Here is a 17,122-nt window from a genome sequence, read left to right as displayed (position 1 = left end):
TCATGTCTGTTTCTCGATAGAGCGGTAAATATGGTTGAATACTGTATATTACCGCTCCTGTCATGAAGCTGATGCATTTGCAGCGGCTCTTTTTTATGTGTAAAATGTATCTAATAATAGTACAGTTGATTTGCCAATAATAATATTAATAGAAGCTGTATAGCTTCTATTCGTAAAGAAAAGAGTGAATGTCATGTCAGAACAAACGATAAACAATTCAGCTTTTAATATTCCGTTATCCGTTCTTGATGTATCTCCCATTGTAGAAGGCGGCACTGTTGCCGAATCACTTAGCAATACATTAGATCTTGCACAGCATGCGGAAAAATGGGGCTATAACCGTTACTGGCTTGCGGAGCACCACAATGCGCCAAGCATCGCCAGCTCAGCGACATCAATCGTTATTGGCCATGTTGCGGCAGGTACATCCACGATTCGTGTAGGCGCTGGGGGGATTATGCTGCCGAACCATGCGCCGCTCGTTATTGCTGAGCAATTCGGTACATTGGAATCGTTATTTCCAGGCCGTATTGATTTAGGACTTGGCCGCGCTCCTGGAACGGATGGTCTTACAGCAGCTGCCCTTCGTGGAAACAGAAGAAGCAATGGGCATGATTTCCCCGAGCAGCTAGCTGAGCTGCGCGCGTTTCTAGATCCGTCGAGTGCTGAGGTGGGCATGCCAGTGCGAGCGATTCCGGGTGAAGGTCTTGATATTCCGATTTGGCTGCTGGGCTCGAGCGATTTTAGCGCCTTGCTCGCTGCACAGCTGGGTCTGCCATTTGCTTTTGCAGGACATTTCTCGCCTAATTTCACCGTTCCAGCAATGAATCTTTATCGAAGCAGCTTTAAACCATCAGCGATTCTCGATAAGCCAAAAGGAATGGTAGCGGTCAATGTCATTGCGGCAGATACGGATGAAGAGGCTGAATATCTAGCAACATCGATGCAGCAGCTGTTCTTATCCTTTATTCGCAACACGCGCGGAGCTTTGCCTGCACCTGTTCGCAATATGGATGACGTCTGGACAGCGCAGGAGAAGATCGCTTTGATGCAGCAATTAGGCTCTTCCATTGTTGGCGGACCGGAGACTGTACGCACGAAGCTGAAGCAATATATTGAGGCGACGAAGGCGGATGAGATTATGGTCGCCGCACATATTTATGATCACCAAGCTAGATTGCGCTCATATGAAATCATTGCGGGTCTGTAATAAACCGAATTTGCTAATAAAATAGAAGCAGAATAGAAAAGAGTGAAGACTTAATAACCAAGTCTTCACTCTTTTTTGCTTTAAATGGGCTGATTTACTCGATAGGCGGATAGTGCCCTTTGCGCAGCTTATTAATGGAATAACCAAAGTCCATTTGAAGATGAGGATAGTCAGGGAAGTTTTTCCAATCCCCACCCCAAGAAAAGCCAAGGCGCTTGGCGATTTCAACAACTTCCATCCAGTCGGACCGCCCATTTTTATTGCCGTCATACTCCATGTCCCATATGACCTCGCCTTTTTTCGTTCGCAGGGCAAAATCGATAGCAAGGCCGTAATTGTGATAGGAGTGTCCGCCTTGAACTTGCGTAACGACTTTACCCTCCGTTGTGCGTCCTTTTGCATAAATCGCGTTTTGCTCCTCGCTTGAACGGAAGCCGTCTGTGACGAGAATGGTGATGCCGGCCTTGCTCGTTTCGGCAATCAGCTCGGTCTGTTTAATGAATACGATCGGATGCAGTGCCGTTACAGGTGGAGCTTCAATAGGATCATTGTTCGGCAAGTATGGATCAAAGGAAAGAATAACTTTCCATAATAGAGCAGCGGTTAGCGCTAAAATAATAAACAGCAGAAATCGATTTCGCTTGCGCTTACTTCTTGCTGCCAGGCTCAGCTGAGCCGGTAATGTAGGATGAGAAACATGATTTCGCTCCAGCATGCTGAATCTCCTTACGTATTATATCCGCTTATTTTATCATATTGTTTATTTTGACACCCTAGTCTGTGGTAGGGGATTAGGCTTAATTACTATTGATTATGCTTTCTACCAATATTTTAGTAATGAGTTATAGAGTAGATTTTGTTATGCTTCGAGGATTGATCGCATGAGGAGGGTCTTTCGTGAAGCATACTTATACTAGATTTGCTCTAGCAGCATTTACTTTACTATATATCATAACACTTGTTGCTCATCCCATTGCGGCTCAAAGCACGCTGCCTTTTGATGATATTTCAAGCAGCTATGCCAAACAGGAAATAATCGATTTGTATAATAAAAAGATTATAACGGGCACATCGGAGCGAAGCTTCTCGCCAAAGCAATCGATCTCGAGAGCGGAGTTTGTTACTGTGCTTGATCGGCTGCTTGGGCTTGAGCCTGTACCGACGCCAGTATCGCCATATACTGACGTACCTATGAAGGCTTGGTATTACGGATGGATTCAGGCTGCTGTGCAGCTTGGCTTAGCAGATGGCGTCAGCGCCTCTTTGTTTGCACCTGCGAAGGCAGTTACAAGGCAGGAAGCAGCCGTATTATTAACGAGAGCATTGAAGAAGCTGGATCATAAATCGGAAGTAAAGCTAAGCTTTGGCGATGACAGCCGCATTGCTGTTTGGGCAAGTTCTTCTGTAGCGGCGATGAACGCTCTTGGCCTTATGAAAGGTGACGATAAGGGGAATTTCCGTCCAGGCGATCCGATAAGCAGACAAGAAACCGCAGTAATGATTCATCGGGTTCTGCAAAATGTGAACTGGGCAGGTGAGCTTGCAGCAAAGCCCAAGGAAACGATAAAGCTAGGTTGGCAGTATGGCCAGACGACGCAGCAGTATGAACAAACGGTTTTGAATTCTAATGTAAACACCTTGTCTCCGCGTTGGTATTTTACAGGGGAAGCGGGAGAAATATCGGATAACACGGATCCGTCTCTTGTGACTTGGGCGAAACAGCATAATAAAAAGGTATGGGCAATGGTCGGCAACCGCTCGGATCAAGCGGCTACTCATAAGCTGCTATCTAGTTCCACACTACGCACCAAAGCAATTTCTCAGCTTGCAGAGTACGTGACAAAGTATAAGCTGGACGGACTCAATATTGATTTTGAAAATGTTGCGCCTCAGGATCGAGCAGCTTTGACCGCCTTCATTACGGAGTTGTCCAAAAAAATGAAGCTCTTGAACGTTACACTGTCGCTTGACGTATCTCCCGACCGGGGAACGGATTGGACAGACGCTTTTGATTTTGCCGCACTTGGAAAATTGGCCGATTATATCGTATTGATGGGCTATGATGAGCACTGGGGAGACGGCTCGGAAGCGGGCTCCAACGCCTCTATAGGTTTTGATGAAGCGGCTGTGAATAAGCTTCTTAAATTGGTGCCAAGCCAAAAGGTAATATTGGGCGTGCCTTTCTATAACCGTGATTGGGATTTAAAGAAGGACGGCAGCGTTGAGTCCTCCGCATTTATTTCATTAGGCGAGCAGAATGCGCTCATTAGTAAATATGGAATCAGGCCTTTATGGGACGCCAAAATCGGGCAGTACACAGCTGCATATATGAAGAACGGTATACAGCATAAAATATGGGTAGAGGACGGGCGTTCGTTAACCGAAAAGTATAAGCTGGCTGTAAAAAGCAAGCTTGCTGGACTAGCTTACTGGTACGTAGGTGGCGAAAGTCCGGATATATGGATAAGTCTAAAAAATGCGGATCGATTTTTGGGTTATTCCTTCTCCTAATAGTTATTTACCAAAACCGCTGAATTGATTCGCAAAAGCAAATGACATGGGCACCCCTCTAATCAAGAGGGGTGCCTTTTTTTAAAGGCTGCAGCTAACCTATGAGATGAGGCATTATATGTTATGAATATGATGTAAAGCAACGAAAACTAGATTCGTATTTTCCGAACTAGCTATTGCGTGGTGAAAATGTGTAAAATATGTAAGGCATAGCGGTAATTATTGGTTTTAAGTAGATGAAATGAAGCCGCTAAGATGAGAGGGAGAGGGTCTATTCGTGAAAAAGTTTGCAGCATTATTTCTATCATTAGCTCTACTATTTTCTTTCGTAACGAACATCCAAGCAGAGGCTAAGCCTATTTCAGTTTGGATAGACGGCGAGCAGGTACAGCTTGGTGAGAATCAACCTACGATGGAAAAGGGAACGATTCTTGTTCCGGCGAAGACGGTTCTTCAAAAGCTTGATTTCCAAGTAACCTGGGATCAGAAAAATAAAGTCATTTCAGGGAAGAAGCAAGGACTAACCCTTTTATTCCAAATCGACAACTTAGGGGCAATGGCTAACGAGACGGAAATTGGATTGCTTGCTGCGCCTAAGATCGTTAAAGGAACTGTTTATATTCCTTTGCGTACGGTAAGTGAAGCAGCAGGTTATGAAATTACTTGGAATAAAGAGCAGCGCTCTGTTTCTCTTAAGGAGAATGAGCCAAGTAAAGGTTTCCTTTGGAAAGTAGAAAAGGACGGCAGCACCGTATATTTGCTGGGGTCGATACATATTGCGAACAAAGCGATGTACCCTTTGCGCTCTGAAATTCAAAAAGCTTATGATGCATCCGACTATTTGGTTGTAGAGGCTGATATTTCGAAGATGAATGATGAGAAGGTGCAAAAGCAAGTGCTTGATTTAAGCGTATTGAAGGATAATACAACGCTTAAAGATCATATCTCAGCTGATTCTTACAAGAAGCTTGGCGAGATTTTGAAGGAGAACGGCTTACCGGAAAATACGCTGGATACCTATAAGCCTTGGAGCGTTTCGTCTACTGTGGATTATCTTAGCTCAGCAAAAGAAGGTTATGATTCAGGCATAGGGATTGATGCCCATTTCTTGCAGCAGTCGCTGGAGAACAAGAAGCCAATTCTAGAGCTGGAATCGATCGAATACCAGCTTAATATGTTCAATAATTTTTCAGACAAACTGCAAGAAGAAATGCTGAAAGGTTCTATTGAGAACTATTTTGCAGAAGTATCAGGGATTGAAGATCTTACGAAAATGTGGGTTACCGGAAATGAAGAGCAGCTGCTCGAGCTGACGAAATCAGCTTCGTCGAATGCGGAGCTTAATAAAGCGCTGCTTACTGACCGCAATGCTCCAATGGTTGAGAAAATAACGGGTTACTTGAATGACACGACAAAAAAATCATATTTCGTAGTCGTTGGAGCTGCACATATGCTCGGCGAGAACGGTATCGTTCCACTGCTGGAGAAGAAAGGTTTTACTGTAGTTCGTCAATAGCAGCATGAAAGAGACAAGGCAATCACGCAGTGAGCGTGATTGCCTTCTTTTTGTTCTTTGTGTGATCAGCCGATATGCTGCTGCTGTTTAAGCTTAAGCTCAACAAGCAGCGCGTGCAGCTGTTCTGTCGCTAGGCCATGCAGTACGAGTCGAAAGCCTGCTTTAAGCGTCGTGAGCGGCACCATGGGATGTTTGTTGTTTATAAGCGCCAGTCGGTCGTTGCTGCCGATAATTTTGGAAGCAAGGATGCCAATCGTTTCATCCAGCTGAAGGGAGTTCGTCRCACGCCAGAAGTCATTATCGGTTAGAAACATTTGATAGACAGGGGTGAAGCATTCAATGGCGGTCGTCAAATCCATAAAATTGGTCCAGCGATTAGGCATTTGCTCAATAGGCAGAGGTTCCGATGTGATGGCGTTAAAGTTAAGCCGGTCCTGCTTTGTAACCTCAATTCCTTTGTGACGCATCTCGCGATTAAGATTGATGACGAAGTTGTATAAATTGAGATCGTGAATGAGAAAAAGATCATCTTTTACCGGCTCCAGATTGGTTGGTTTGAGCGGGTTCATCTCGATCTGAACGTCAGGCACATTATCACGAATGAAGCCAAGCACCTCAGAGCCAAGATAGAAGTGGCGCAAAATCATATAATTAGCATCTGGGCTTACGAAGGTTTTCATTCCGAAATGCAGGACGCGGTGCAGCAGCCGGGATGAGGTGAGTGCTTTAGGTACGATTATTTTGTAAACCTGAAGAACAATAATCATTAATCTCGCAAAAGGACGCAGTACGGGCAGCAGAAACTGCCGTGATCTGCTAGAGCAATCCTTGAGGTAAGCAGCCTTGGCCTCCTCATTGAAAGGAATGCTCTGATCCATAAAGATGGCTAGAAACGGATTGGGATCGTTTTTGTCATGCGGCATTTGATGAAAATAATCAGTTTTGCTCATACATTGCCCAGCTCCTCTAATTGCAGCAAGTATAAACGCGCCGTCGTTTTAGCTGTTTTCACTATTCGTCCTGCAATCTCCGCAGTAAGCATCGGATGCTGGACGACTGCCTCGAGCCTCTCGAAGTGCTTCTCATCAGAGTCGCTATGATAAAGCAGAAACGACACTTCTTCATCGCTAAGCCCAAGCTGATCGCGAATCATTTCGCCCCAGTAGCGCGCCATACGGCATCCAAGTCCCTCTATAATCCACATAGCGCCAATGAGATCAACGGGATTCTCGCGGCTAGCACGCTGGAACAAATAAGCCGACAATGCTTCACTGCCAATATTTTTTTCGCCTGATTGTATGTGTGCTAGGTCCCCGCCGATGGCGACGTAGTTGCGTTCTAGAATTTGAAAGTCACGATGCTCGTCACGCGCATGGGCAATGAACGTCGAACGAAGATCGATATGCTCAATCGCGATATACGAGGCGGCACGAGCAATCCACTGCGAACCGTCAATGACCTGTTGGCGGATGTTTTCCATTAGCAGCTTGTAGTCATGAAGGGTAAATTTGTTGTTGTACAGCTTATGAATAACCGGGACATGAGCCAGCTTTTGCTCAAAATCAATCCAAACCTGTACGAGCTGCCTAACGAGCTGCGCTTGAACGTGGTCTGCTTCGTTATATTCGAGATGAGGTGCCTCAGGCTGCCTCTCTTCAAACAACGGATCTGCGATATGTCGCACATCAGCTGTGTCGCCAACAACCGTCAACAGCATATAGGAGGTTTGGAATCGGCCGCTTTCCGGCACCATGCATAACACCTGCTCACCTGGCTTCAAATGGCCTTCGTTAAGCAGCTCCTCCAGCATGATGTAGATTGAAGCAGCACCGGTGTTGCCCTTCGTATATAAATTCGTAAACCATTTCTCCTCAGGAATGGTGAGTCCGCCAAGCTGCAGCAGCTTAAATATTTCGTCGCGGAAAAAATGAGATGAATAGTGGCATACCATCCAATCGATAGCGCTCGGTTCGATTTTGCCCTCATCTACCAGCTCGAAAAATCGATTAACCCCGACCTTAGGCATTTCATTAACGAGCCGAATATCTTGTTTGAGATTAAGAGCCCCGTCGTCAGCAGCTTCATGAATGGTGGCATAGTCAAGCCAGCTTTGCTGCTCGGCATTATCCTTGTTGGTTCCTGCATACATGCAGACATCGTATAGAGTAGCGTAGGATTTGTTGTCGATCCATTCGATGCGCAGGGATAAACCGCTGGCGGCAGGTTGATGCTGAAGAACCGCTGCACCTGCTCCATCGGACAGCATAAACCGAAGAAAGTCAGTGTCGAAAGGAATGGGATGATCGGCGACACCCTTTTGCGCTTCGAACCTCGTATTTTTGAACACGCGGCTCGGAAATTCACTGGCGCAGGAAATGGCGGTTTGCTGCTCTCCTGACTGCACATGCAGGAATGCGTTTTTCATCGCCTGCATACCGCTGGCGCAAACGCCGTGATGTGTCGCAACCTCCATGACAGGCAGCTTCGTTTCGGCATGCACCATACTTGCGAAGCCGGGAACAAGCAAATCACCTTGGGTCGTACCGACAGCGAGAAATGCGATTTGATCGCTCAGTGCCGCATGGTTGCGGGAGAGCGCATCTTGTATCGCAAGTCCTGCCATTTCTGCATTTGAATATAGGCTCTCTTGTTCTTTGTTTATCGCATAATGCCGAAAGCGTATTTTGTTTTGATCAAGAATGYGCCGCATCGACTTGGAGCTTTTACCGTTTATTTTGCCGAGATAATCCTCGATTTCATCATTACCGATAGGGGAGCCGGGAAGAAATTTACCAATGCTGGTTATATAGACGGGATTCATCAAGCACCTCCAAATAAGAAATATTTATAAGTCTTATGATCGGTTATGCAGCGTTTCAAGCCTAGTACTAACTTTATTTGGTACCGCAATTAAAGTAGGGCTTGAATATATGCATGATCGTCTTATATAATAAACGCATATCAAAACTGATGACTGACGGAGGTAACCCAGCCGATGAAGTAAGTACACGATTCCTGTAAACAACTTGTTTAAGTACAAGCGGCGTTCTCATAGCGAGAACCGGTCAGGGATACGTGCGTCGATTTGGGGACTTATGGATAGTCAATCAGCAGCGATAGATACGAGATGTTTACCCGCTAACTAGCGGTGTGACTCATCGTTATTTTCGTTTACCTGATATTCCCCTGCGTATTCGACCGTGTGCCGCTGGCCACGGTTTTTTATTATGTTTTTTTGAAATGGGGAATGTTCAATGATGCTATTAAAAGTTAAACATGTGAACAAGGAATGGGACGGCAATATCCTGTTCGAGAATATAAATTTTGAAGTCAGAGAAGGCGAAAGGCTGGCTCTGTTTGGACGAAATGGCGTGGGCAAAACGACGCTGCTGCAAGGACTGACTGGCAGAATCTCATTCGATGACGGTGAGGTGCAGCGGCTGCTTCCTCTTGCAGAGTGGGGCTGGCTCGACCAGCAGGCACAGATGAATTCCTCACTCACGCTGCTTGAATTCGTGCATGCAGGCACAGAAGAATTGTTCCGATTAAAACGGTCGATGGTGGAGTTAACAAGGCGAATGCAAGAGGATGCAAATGAGTCGCTGTTAAGCGAGTACAGTGAACTGTACGAACGTTATGCGCAGCTTGATGGCTATAGCTGGGAGATGAAGGTGGAGAGATGCTTAACGCAGTTAAGCTTTGATCCCTCGCTGTGGCACTTATCATTTTCGCAGCTAAGCGGAGGTCAAAAGACGAAAGCACAATTAGCCGCGCTGATGGTAAGAGAGCCGAAGCTAGTTGTGCTGGATGAGCCGACGAATCACTTGGATTCTTCGGCTCTGGATTGGCTGGAAAAATGGGTGCAGGATTACCCGGGAACGGTTATTTATGTGTCGCATGATCGTACGTTTATCGACCGGACAGCAACGACTGTTCTTGAGTTTGAGCGAGATGGGTGCCGGCGCTATTCGGGCGGATATACGCAGTATAAGACGCAGAAAGAGCTGGAGCTAAGGACGCAGGAGGCGCTGCATAAGAAGCAGGAGCTGGAGCGTGAGAAGCTGCTTGAGAGCATACGCATGTATGCCGAATGGTTTCAGCAGGCGCATAAGGCGGCGGGTCAAAATGATTTTCTTAGATCAAAATCTAAGAAAAACGTGTCGCGTCTGCATGCGAAGGAGTCTGCGCTTGAGCGGTTGAACAAGGATAAGGTGCAGAAGCCGCGCGAGGACTCACAGCTGAAGATGCAGCTGGAGTCCGACGGTTTTGCAGCGGCTACGCTGCTTCGGATGGAGGACGTTAGTTTTGCCTATGAGGGGCATAGGAGTGTTATAAGCAGGTTAAACCTCACCTTAGGTAGAGGTGATCGATTAGCTGTGCTTGGTCCGAATGGTGTAGGCAAGTCGACATTGTTAAAGCTTGCGACAGGGAGCTTGCTGCCTAGCTTGGGCAAGGTTAGCATTCATCCGCAGGTGAAAATCGGATATTTTGAGCAGGAGCTTGATAAGCTCGACAATGAGATGACCATCCTTGACAGCTTATTGCTGCTGCCAGAGATGACGCAGTCGCATGCAAGGACGATTTTGGGCTGCTTCCTGTTTACGAAGGAGGACGTATTTAAGCGAATCGGGGACTTAAGCATGGGTGAGCGATGCCGAGTAGCATTCTTGAAGCTTTATTTTGGCAAAGCGAATCTGCTCGTGCTTGATGAACCGACGAACTATTTGGATATTAGCACGCGAGAGCAGGTCGAACAGGCGCTTCAGCATTATCCGGGTGCCGTTCTGCTTGTCACGCATGATCGCTATTTAATTCGCCAAGCCGCTAATCGACTGCTCGTACTCGATGGAAAAAGTGAACCGAGCTTGTTCCACGGATCGTATGAGGAGTATGTATCTAAGGATCGAAGCCGGCTGCTTTCAGCGGATGAACAGGTAAGCCAAAACGAGCGGGAGATGCTGCAGCTGCGTTTAACGCAGCTTATGAGCTGCGCTGAGCCGGAAGATCCAGCGGAGCAGAAGCAATTGATGAATGAAATTCGCCAGCTGCGCGCGCAAATAAATAGCTGATGGGTAAGCTGGAGGAAGGTGGATTTACAACATGGTTAGGAGAAACATGGCGTTTATAGTCTTAGCGATGCTCATGCTGGCTGGATGTGCTGGTCAGGAGCAGGATAAAGTGCCGAAGCAAACTTCAGCTTCAGATGAACCCTATGACTATACGATTAATGAGACGGAGGATGTTATTGCAAAGTCCGGTGAAGTAACGAATAGCGAGAGATTAGATGCTTTTGTGAGCGGAGCTATAGATCAGGTGCGAGTTGTACGTTTTATAACGGAAGGAAACCCGATTTTTTATAATCTTGCGTGGGCGGAGGATCAGATCGAGGTGCGTTACGATACATCACAGGATCAGTATGGATCATCAAGCGTAAAAACCTATTCATGTGACGGTTTGAAAAAAGAAGAAACGGGACGCGCTTACGCCTATAAGCTAAGTGGCTGTGGCGCAGCCAATAAGCCGATAGATTTGTTGGACGTTCCGATTTAGGCAGTAGATATAAGGGAGGGGCTCTCCTTAAAGCAATCTCTGAATATACAGCCCCCACTTTTCACGTAATATTCTGAAAAAAAGAACCTTCAAATTCACTTTCATAGTGGTTTTGAAGGTTCTTTTGCAAATAATATGGGATTATCTTACTCAGATTTACCCTTTTAGGATATCCCCTTTTTTTGTTGCTTTGAAATAGTGAAGAGTAGTATGACTGGAATTTGAAAGCTAGAAATGCAATATATGGTTTACATCTATATGGATATAAATTACAGTATTTACAAAGTGAATGATGGAAGATGTTGTGAATACGAATGGGTGAACATGCAAATGTGAAATTAAAGCTGGTAAGAGTGGAGAACGATATGTCATAGGAGCAGCTGGCTGACGCGTTTGGAGCTACTAGGTAGACGGTCGGACACAATGAAGCTGGCAATTACAATCCGAGTATTCTTCTTTGTATCGCTATTTGCAAGACACTCGGCAAAACGTTAAACGATCTATTTTGGGAGGCATCTTGATGAAGGTTTAGAGGCTCGTAGATGAACGGATCACGTCAGAGGTGCAGAAGTAGGGGCATCACGCGTTCGGCATTTTAGCTAACGAACTACAGTGGCCTTATTTGCTGTATAGCGTTCTGTTTTTGAATCTAACGAACACAGCGAGCCTTATTTCTTGTAATTTCGATCGTTTGGTCTCCATTAAGGGCAGATAACGACTCCTGAGTTCGTTAGATATTAATATAGCCCTGAAATTCAAGAATAACGACACCTGAGTTCGTTAGGATAAAGCATGAAACACAGATGGCTGAGGTAAGCCACTATGCTAGAATGCTTTTGGACTAAAATATTGAAACATTTTTAGTAGAGATTGATAATTGAGTGTTGAGTGAATAAAAAAATTCACAATTAACGGAAGTATCTATAACGTTAATGATTCAACCATTACTCGGAGGTGAGTACGATCTTAAAGAAGAAAAAGGCAATATTTATCGTTGTAGCTATTGTAGTTGTTTTTACATGGATTCTTACCTTTCTATCTCCCGAGTGGACGATCCGCAGACATATACTAATGAGCTTGCAGCCTATCAATAGCTTGAAAGCGGATATTTCCACAACGGGCAGAGTCGATGAAAAGTACGGTCATTTATACAATGTGAACGGGTATATGCATTACCCTACGGGAGATGAGCTGGGAGCCGTTTATTTGAAGAAGCTGGGGCCGTTATGGTATGTAGCGAGTGTAGGGACGGGTCCGTGAGGAAGAGGAAAGGGGTTGTCCCATAAGCAATGACATCTGCTTATGGGACAACCCCTATTTTTAAAAGCACTGCAACCAACGTACGAGGCAATTGAAGCGGGGGGATTATCGATTCACATCGACTTGAAGATTATGTTTTTTGAAAATGTGAATCATGGCGGTTTTGGCTTCCTCTTCATCTGGTCCATGTATTTCAAGGTGGTAGGCATGGGTTTGGTACAAGATGATGCTAAGTCCAAGGATGCTTTTGACATCGATAAATTTGGAATCACTGGTGCGGAGAACGATGCTTGATTTAAAATCGGCCGCCATTTGATTAATATCAACGATAGCTCTGATTCCAGCTGTCATTGGATAACCTCCGTTCCACTTTTCTTGTTTATCTGTACTCCCGCGGTATTCTGCGTGCTACGCCTGTCTTGATCGCTGCTCTAATGACGAGATCGCGAATGGCTTTCACAACGGCCTGATTGAAAACGCTCGGAATAATGTAGTGCTTGCTTCGTTCTTCATCCGAGATTGCGGATGCGATCGCCTCTGATGCCGCCAGCTTCATTTCCTCGTTAATCGTAGTAGCTCTGCAGTCCAGTGCCCCGCGGAAAATACCAGGGAAACACAGCACATTGTTAATCTGGTTCGGATAATCCGAACGTCCGGTGGCGATTACCCCTACAATATCCTCAACTTCCTCAGGCTTGATCTCAGGTGTTGGATTCGCCATGGCAAAGACAATAGGGTTTTCGGCCATCGCCATAACATCTTCGCGTCGCAGCAGTCCTCCAGCAGAAAGTCCAATGAATACATCAGCGCCTTGGATTACATCTCGTAAAGAGCCTTCAACGCGGTTCGGATTGGTATGCTCGGCATACCAGTTCCACATGCGGTTATCATAGTCAGTTCCAGCGGTTATCGCGCCGTTCCGATCTACACCAATGATGTTTGTAACGCCGGCGGATAAAAGAATTTTTGTGCAAGCGACGCCTGCTGCACCGATTCCGCAAACAACGACCTTAATGTCATGAATGGGCTTATTCACTATTTTTAATGCATTGATTAGCGCCGCATACAATACAACTGCTGTACCATGCTGGTCATCATGAAATACTGGAATATCGAGTTCTTCACGCAATCTTTCTTCAATCTCAAAGCACCTCGGCGATGAAATATCTTCAAGGTTAATTCCGCCGAAGCCGGGAGCAATCGCCTTAATAGTTGCGATAATTTGCTCGGTATCTTGCGTATCAAGGCAGATAGGGAAGGAGTCAACGTCTGCCAGTTGCTTGAATAGCATAGATTTTCCTTCCATAACAGGCATAGCTGCATAGGGGCCAATATTGCCAAGCCCTAAGACAGCGCTGCCGTCCGAAATGACAGCAACCGTATTTCTCTTAATCGTTAACGTAAATGCTTTTCTTTGTTCTTCATGAATGGCTAAGCAGACGCGAGCAACATCGGGCGTATAAACACGAGAGAGATCGTCGCGGTTCTGAATAGGCGATTTCAGTTTAGTTTCGATTTTACCGCCAAGATGCAGCAGAAATGTTCTATCCGAAATATTCACTAGCTTGACTCCGTGCAAGTTCTTAATCATTTCGGTAATAATGTTAATATCGACTGTATCCGTGACGGTAATGGTAATATCTCTTATCGTCATATGCTGACTGGTCTGAATGACGTCAATGGCCACGATATCTCCACCGGCTTCGAAAATAGAGGATGCAACCTGTCCGAAATGTACCTCTTTCGTATTCATTTCGAGACGCAGTATTACACTTTTCCCACCTAGTTTATTGTTATCCATGGCTACCCCCATCAAATCTGTATTTTTTATCGTTCGTGATTAACCTTCTTCGTTAATGACAACCTCTTTCCCTCTCTTCTTTAGCAAAATAGGTATAATTAACCAGAGAGCTGCGATAATTAAGAAAACAAGAGACATTGGTTTTTGCACGAAAATCATAAAATCTCCGTTAGATGTCGTTAAAGCTCTTCGCATATTGTTTTCAATCATTGGCCCAAGTACTAAACCAAGCACGAGAGGAGCTAGCGGATAATCATTTCGTACAAGAAAGAATCCTGCAATTCCACAGCCGAGCAGCAGCATTAAATCAAAGACTTGTGCCTGAACCGCATAAACACCAAATATAGAAATGGCAATAATGATTGGAATCAAATATTTCGGCGGCGTCTGAATGATTTTTGCAAATACCTTAACTAACGGCATATTGAGTACGAGCAAAATGAGATTTCCGATTAACATACTGGCAATTAATCCCCAAGCTACTTGAGGATGTTCCTCAAATAACAAAGGACCTGGCTGAATGTTATACATAATCAAAGCGCCCATTAATATAGCGGTTGTACCTGAGCCTGGAATACCAAGTGTAAGCAAAGGGATCATAGCCCCGCCTGATGCTGCATTATTAGCGGATTCAGGGGCAGCTACACCGGCAATGTTGCCTTTGCCAAAGGTTTCTGGATTTTTGCTCATTTTTTTCTCCAAAATATAACTGAAGAAAGAAGCTAAAGTCGCACCAGCACCCGGCAAAATACCAATAAAAAAGCCTAAAACCGAACCGCGGGCAATCGGTCCTGCACTATCCTTCAAGTCTTTTTTTGTTGGGAGGATACGTTCAATTTTTGCTGCTTTACCGGCGGTGTAGTCTCTTTCCAAAATGGTTTTGAATACTTCTCCCAATGCAAATAGACCAACTGCCACTGTTAAAAACTCAAGGCCGGAATAAAGCAACGGCATGCCGAAAGTAAACCTTGCAACACCCGATACGGTATCCATGCCGATCGTAGCGAGCAGCAGTCCGAATACGGTCATAATGAGAGCTTTCGTAATGGACTTTCCAGCCAAGCCGCTTACGGCGCATAGTCCAAGAAGCATTAAGGAGAAATAATCGGCAGGACCAAACTTTATCGCAACCTCTGATAGTGGTTCTGCTAATACGATGAGCGCGATGACAGCAAATACTCCTGCAACGAAAGAACCGATTGCAGAGATGGATAAGGCAGCACCAGCTCTACCCTGTCTAGCCATTTGATAGCCGTCTAATGTTGTCACGACAGAGGAGGATTCCCCAGGTGTATTAAGCAGAATAGAGGTCGTTGATCCTCCGTACATCGCACCGTAATAAACGCCGGCCAAAAGTATGATAGAGCTTGTGGCCGCTGCTTCAGGAGCTAATCCGCCCGTCATTGATGCAGTTACAGGTATAAGCAAGGCGACACCGCTCATGGGTCCTATACCAGGCAATACCCCTACAGCCGTACCTATCAACACGCCGATGAAAGCAAAGAGCAAGTTATGCCATTGAAAGGCGGTCGCAAAGCCGTCTGCGAGAAATTGTAGTGTATCCATTCATATGCCTCCTTTAGTTACGATAGCCATGACGGAAAACCAGGCATTGAACCTTCCAGAATGACAACAAAGATGACGTAAACGCCGACTGCAAACAATCCGGAGATCAAGATCGATTTTAGCCATTTTCCTCTTTCCAAAACTTGAAAGCTAATGAGAAGGAAGAGGAATGTCCCGATGATATAGCCGATCGTTTCTAAGAAGAAGGCGTATAAAAAAGCAGAAGCGAAAATAATGAGAAACTTCTTGTAATCAAGCTTTCCCGCTTTGCTGCTAGAGCCTTTAAACTTTAACACTTCGTAAAATAGACGTAAGCTTAAAATGACAAGCAGCGCCCCCAGACCAAAGGGAACGATATTAGGCCCGACCTTGCTGCCGTAGGATGAAGCGCTAATTAATGTGCTCTGCCACATGAATCCAACACCGAGAAGGAAAAATATAATGCTGGCGTATCGATCAAATGTTTTGTTCAAGGCCTTCACCTCCGATGAATGATGAAAGGAGAGGAGAGAGACTAGCTCTCTCCCATCCAATCACTCATGCTTATGCTTTTATCAAGCGTTTGCTCTTCGTTCAGTCATTTACTTCTGCATACCGAGCGCTGTCAACAGCTCTTGTACCGCAACTTCTTGCTCAGCAAGGAAGGCAGTGAAATCTTCGGAGTTTTTGTATTCGCTGACCCAATCGTTGGCTTTCAATTCTTTCGCCCACGCTTCGTGTTCAGAGAGAGATTTTAACGTTTTATCCCAGTAAGCGATTTGCTCTTTTGTCATGCCTTTCGGACCTAATACGCCGCGCCAGATCGTGAACTCTGCATCTATGCCCAGCTCTTTTAACGTTGGCACATCCTTGAAGTCACCTTCAATCCGTTCATCAGAAGTTACGGCCAAAATTTTGATTTTTCCTGCTTTTAAATAGCTGCCGAGGGAAGAGATGTCTGTTCCAATCGCATCAGCATTGTTGCCGAGCAGCGCAGCAATGGCTTCGCCTCCGCCATCATAGGACAAGTACTTGACTGTTTTAGGGTCAACGCCTGCTCTAAATGCGGGGAGTACGCTAATTAAATGATCCATAGAACCAGGCGCTGATCCTCCGGCAAGCGTAACTTTAGAAGGGTCTGCCTTAATGTCGTTAATTAGAGAATGAAGATCGTTGTATTTGGAATTTGCAGCAACCGCGATTGCACCGTAGTCCTTCGTTATTTGTGCGAGCGGGGTAACATCCTTGTAGCCGTAAGGGCTGTTTCCTTCTTTTTTGAGATTGTTAATAAGAATAGGCGGGGAGCTGACAAACAGCTTGTATGGGTCATTCTTGTCTTTGGTTACATATTCGGCTAAAAATACAGTGCCGCCGCCGCCGGGCTTGTTCTCAACAGTCATCGTGTGATCAACGAGCTTTGTTTCACCTAGCACTTTGGTCAAGGACCTTGCTGTCTTATCCCATCCGCCGCCAGCTCCCGATGGGGCTGTCACAATAAAAGGTTTCTCAGGATAATTAGCCGATCCGCCTTTTGATGCTGTTCCGCCGCAGGCCGTCAAACTAACAGCAACAAAAGCAGCAGCTACTATAGTTTTCCAATTTTTTGTTTGGTATCCCATACGAATAATCCCCCTTTAGTTTCATTCAAGTAAACGTATGAATGATTACTGTAAGCGCTTACTTGTTTGATATGCTTCATACTACCATCGCGAATTGGGGTTGAATACAA

The 17,122-nt window shown here is 45.4% G+C and carries 14 protein-coding genes and 1 pseudogene; 7 read left to right on the top strand and 8 right to left on the bottom strand.

The window, feature by feature from the left end; all coding sequences use genetic code 11:
- The first annotated feature begins 193 nt into the window (after window positions 1-193).
- Window positions 194-1,210 (top strand): LLM class flavin-dependent oxidoreductase, encoded by a 1,017-nt coding sequence (locus AC1DSE_RS07835; protein ID WP_477509949.1) that lies wholly within the window; start codon window positions 194-196, stop codon window positions 1,208-1,210.
- Between the two features lie 94 nt (window positions 1,211-1,304).
- On the opposite strand, the gene AC1DSE_RS07830 is transcribed toward AC1DSE_RS07835, so the two are convergent.
- Window positions 1,305-1,925: a M15 family metallopeptidase gene (locus AC1DSE_RS07830; RefSeq protein ID WP_477509948.1), complete on the bottom strand. Its 621-nt coding sequence runs from the start codon at window positions 1,923-1,925 to the stop codon at window positions 1,305-1,307.
- Window positions 1,926-2,107: 182 nt separating this feature from the next.
- Between AC1DSE_RS07830 and AC1DSE_RS07825 the strand changes: the two genes are divergently transcribed.
- Together AC1DSE_RS07825 and AC1DSE_RS07820 are read left to right on the top strand one after the other, a co-directional pair.
- Window positions 2,108-3,721 (top strand): S-layer homology domain-containing protein, encoded by a 1,614-nt coding sequence (locus tag AC1DSE_RS07825; RefSeq protein WP_477509947.1) that lies wholly within the window; start codon window positions 2,108-2,110, stop codon window positions 3,719-3,721.
- 277 nt (window positions 3,722-3,998) lie between these two features.
- Entirely contained in the window at window positions 3,999-5,237 is a 1,239-nt protein-coding gene (locus tag AC1DSE_RS07820) for a TraB/GumN family protein (protein ID WP_477509946.1), read from the top strand.
- A 65-nt stretch (window positions 5,238-5,302) separates the two neighbouring features.
- On the opposite strand, the gene AC1DSE_RS07815 is transcribed toward AC1DSE_RS07820, so the two are convergent.
- Both AC1DSE_RS07815 and AC1DSE_RS07810 read right to left on the bottom strand, forming a co-directional pair.
- On the bottom strand, window positions 5,303-6,187 hold the full coding sequence (locus tag AC1DSE_RS07815) for a DUF6999 family protein (RefSeq protein WP_477527555.1): 885 nt from the start codon (window positions 6,185-6,187) through the stop codon (window positions 5,303-5,305).
- Entirely contained in the window at window positions 6,184-8,058 is a 1,875-nt protein-coding gene (locus AC1DSE_RS07810; RefSeq protein WP_477527554.1) for a 3-oxoacyl-[acyl-carrier-protein] synthase III C-terminal domain-containing protein, read from the bottom strand. The genes AC1DSE_RS07815 and AC1DSE_RS07810 overlap by 4 nt, the downstream gene beginning before the upstream one ends.
- Window positions 8,059-8,491: 433 nt before the next feature.
- Between AC1DSE_RS07810 and abc-f the strand changes: the two genes are divergently transcribed.
- The 4 genes and pseudogenes from abc-f (at window position 8,492) to AC1DSE_RS07790 (ending at window position 12,047) form a co-directional block, all read left to right on the top strand.
- Window positions 8,492-10,306: a ribosomal protection-like ABC-F family protein gene (abc-f, locus tag AC1DSE_RS07805; RefSeq protein ID WP_477509944.1), complete on the top strand. Its 1,815-nt coding sequence runs from the start codon at window positions 8,492-8,494 to the stop codon at window positions 10,304-10,306.
- Window positions 10,307-10,352: 46 nt separating this feature from the next.
- A complete protein-coding gene (locus AC1DSE_RS07800; protein ID WP_477527553.1) occupies window positions 10,353-10,787 on the top strand; it encodes a DUF4362 domain-containing protein in 435 nt (144 codons plus the stop codon).
- Between the two features lie 365 nt (window positions 10,788-11,152).
- Window positions 11,153-11,308 (top strand): annotated as a pseudogene (locus tag AC1DSE_RS07795) (helix-turn-helix transcriptional regulator).
- A 433-nt stretch (window positions 11,309-11,741) separates the two neighbouring features.
- Window positions 11,742-12,047, top strand: a complete 306-nt coding sequence (locus tag AC1DSE_RS07790) for a hypothetical protein (protein ID WP_430063362.1) — start codon at window positions 11,742-11,744, stop codon at window positions 12,045-12,047.
- Window positions 12,048-12,152: 105 nt separating this feature from the next.
- On the opposite strand, the gene AC1DSE_RS07785 is transcribed toward AC1DSE_RS07790, so the two are convergent.
- From AC1DSE_RS07785 to AC1DSE_RS07765, 5 genes are all read right to left on the bottom strand, one after another.
- Window positions 12,153-12,398 (bottom strand): HPr family phosphocarrier protein, encoded by a 246-nt coding sequence (locus AC1DSE_RS07785; RefSeq protein WP_339205101.1) that lies wholly within the window; start codon window positions 12,396-12,398, stop codon window positions 12,153-12,155.
- A 28-nt stretch (window positions 12,399-12,426) separates the two neighbouring features.
- Window positions 12,427-13,848, bottom strand: a complete 1,422-nt coding sequence (locus tag AC1DSE_RS07780; protein WP_339205100.1) for an NAD-dependent malic enzyme — start codon at window positions 13,846-13,848, stop codon at window positions 12,427-12,429.
- 39 nt (window positions 13,849-13,887) lie between these two features.
- Entirely contained in the window at window positions 13,888-15,414 is a 1,527-nt protein-coding gene (locus AC1DSE_RS07775; protein WP_477527552.1) for a tripartite tricarboxylate transporter permease, read from the bottom strand.
- A gap of 17 nt (window positions 15,415-15,431) precedes the next feature.
- The gene (locus AC1DSE_RS07770) at window positions 15,432-15,887 is read right to left on the bottom strand and encodes a tripartite tricarboxylate transporter TctB family protein (protein WP_339205098.1); all 456 of its coding nucleotides are present in this window, start codon (window positions 15,885-15,887) and stop codon (window positions 15,432-15,434) included.
- A gap of 108 nt (window positions 15,888-15,995) precedes the next feature.
- Window positions 15,996-17,012, bottom strand: a complete 1,017-nt coding sequence (locus tag AC1DSE_RS07765; RefSeq protein ID WP_477509941.1) for a Bug family tripartite tricarboxylate transporter substrate binding protein — start codon at window positions 17,010-17,012, stop codon at window positions 15,996-15,998.
- Between the last annotated feature and the right edge of the window lie 110 nt (window positions 17,013-17,122).

Source organism: Paenibacillus sp. 01L418, from assembly GCF_056400045.1.
This window is presented reverse-complemented; position numbering and strand designations above follow the sequence as displayed.

Excerpts from the sequence above, each read along its gene's own strand:
- AC1DSE_RS07835 (WP_477509949.1), top strand. The coding sequence starts at position 194 with ATGTCAGAACAAACGATAAACAATTCAGCTTTTAATATTCCGTTATCC.
- AC1DSE_RS07830 (WP_477509948.1), bottom strand. The coding sequence starts at position 1,925 with ATGCTGGAGCGAAATCATGTTTCTCATCCTACATTACCGGCTCAGCTG.
- abc-f (WP_477509944.1), top strand. The coding sequence starts at position 8,492 with ATGATGCTATTAAAAGTTAAACATGTGAACAAGGAATGGGACGGCAAT.
- AC1DSE_RS07800 (WP_477527553.1), top strand. The coding sequence starts at position 10,353 with ATGGCGTTTATAGTCTTAGCGATGCTCATGCTGGCTGGATGTGCTGGT.
- AC1DSE_RS07785 (WP_339205101.1), bottom strand. The coding sequence starts at position 12,398 with ATGACAGCTGGAATCAGAGCTATCGTTGATATTAATCAAATGGCGGCC.
- AC1DSE_RS07780 (WP_339205100.1), bottom strand. The coding sequence starts at position 13,848 with ATGGATAACAATAAACTAGGTGGGAAAAGTGTAATACTGCGTCTCGAA.
- AC1DSE_RS07775 (WP_477527552.1), bottom strand. The coding sequence starts at position 15,414 with ATGGATACACTACAATTTCTCGCAGACGGCTTTGCGACCGCCTTTCAA.
- AC1DSE_RS07765 (WP_477509941.1), bottom strand. The coding sequence starts at position 17,012 with ATGGGATACCAAACAAAAAATTGGAAAACTATAGTAGCTGCTGCTTTT.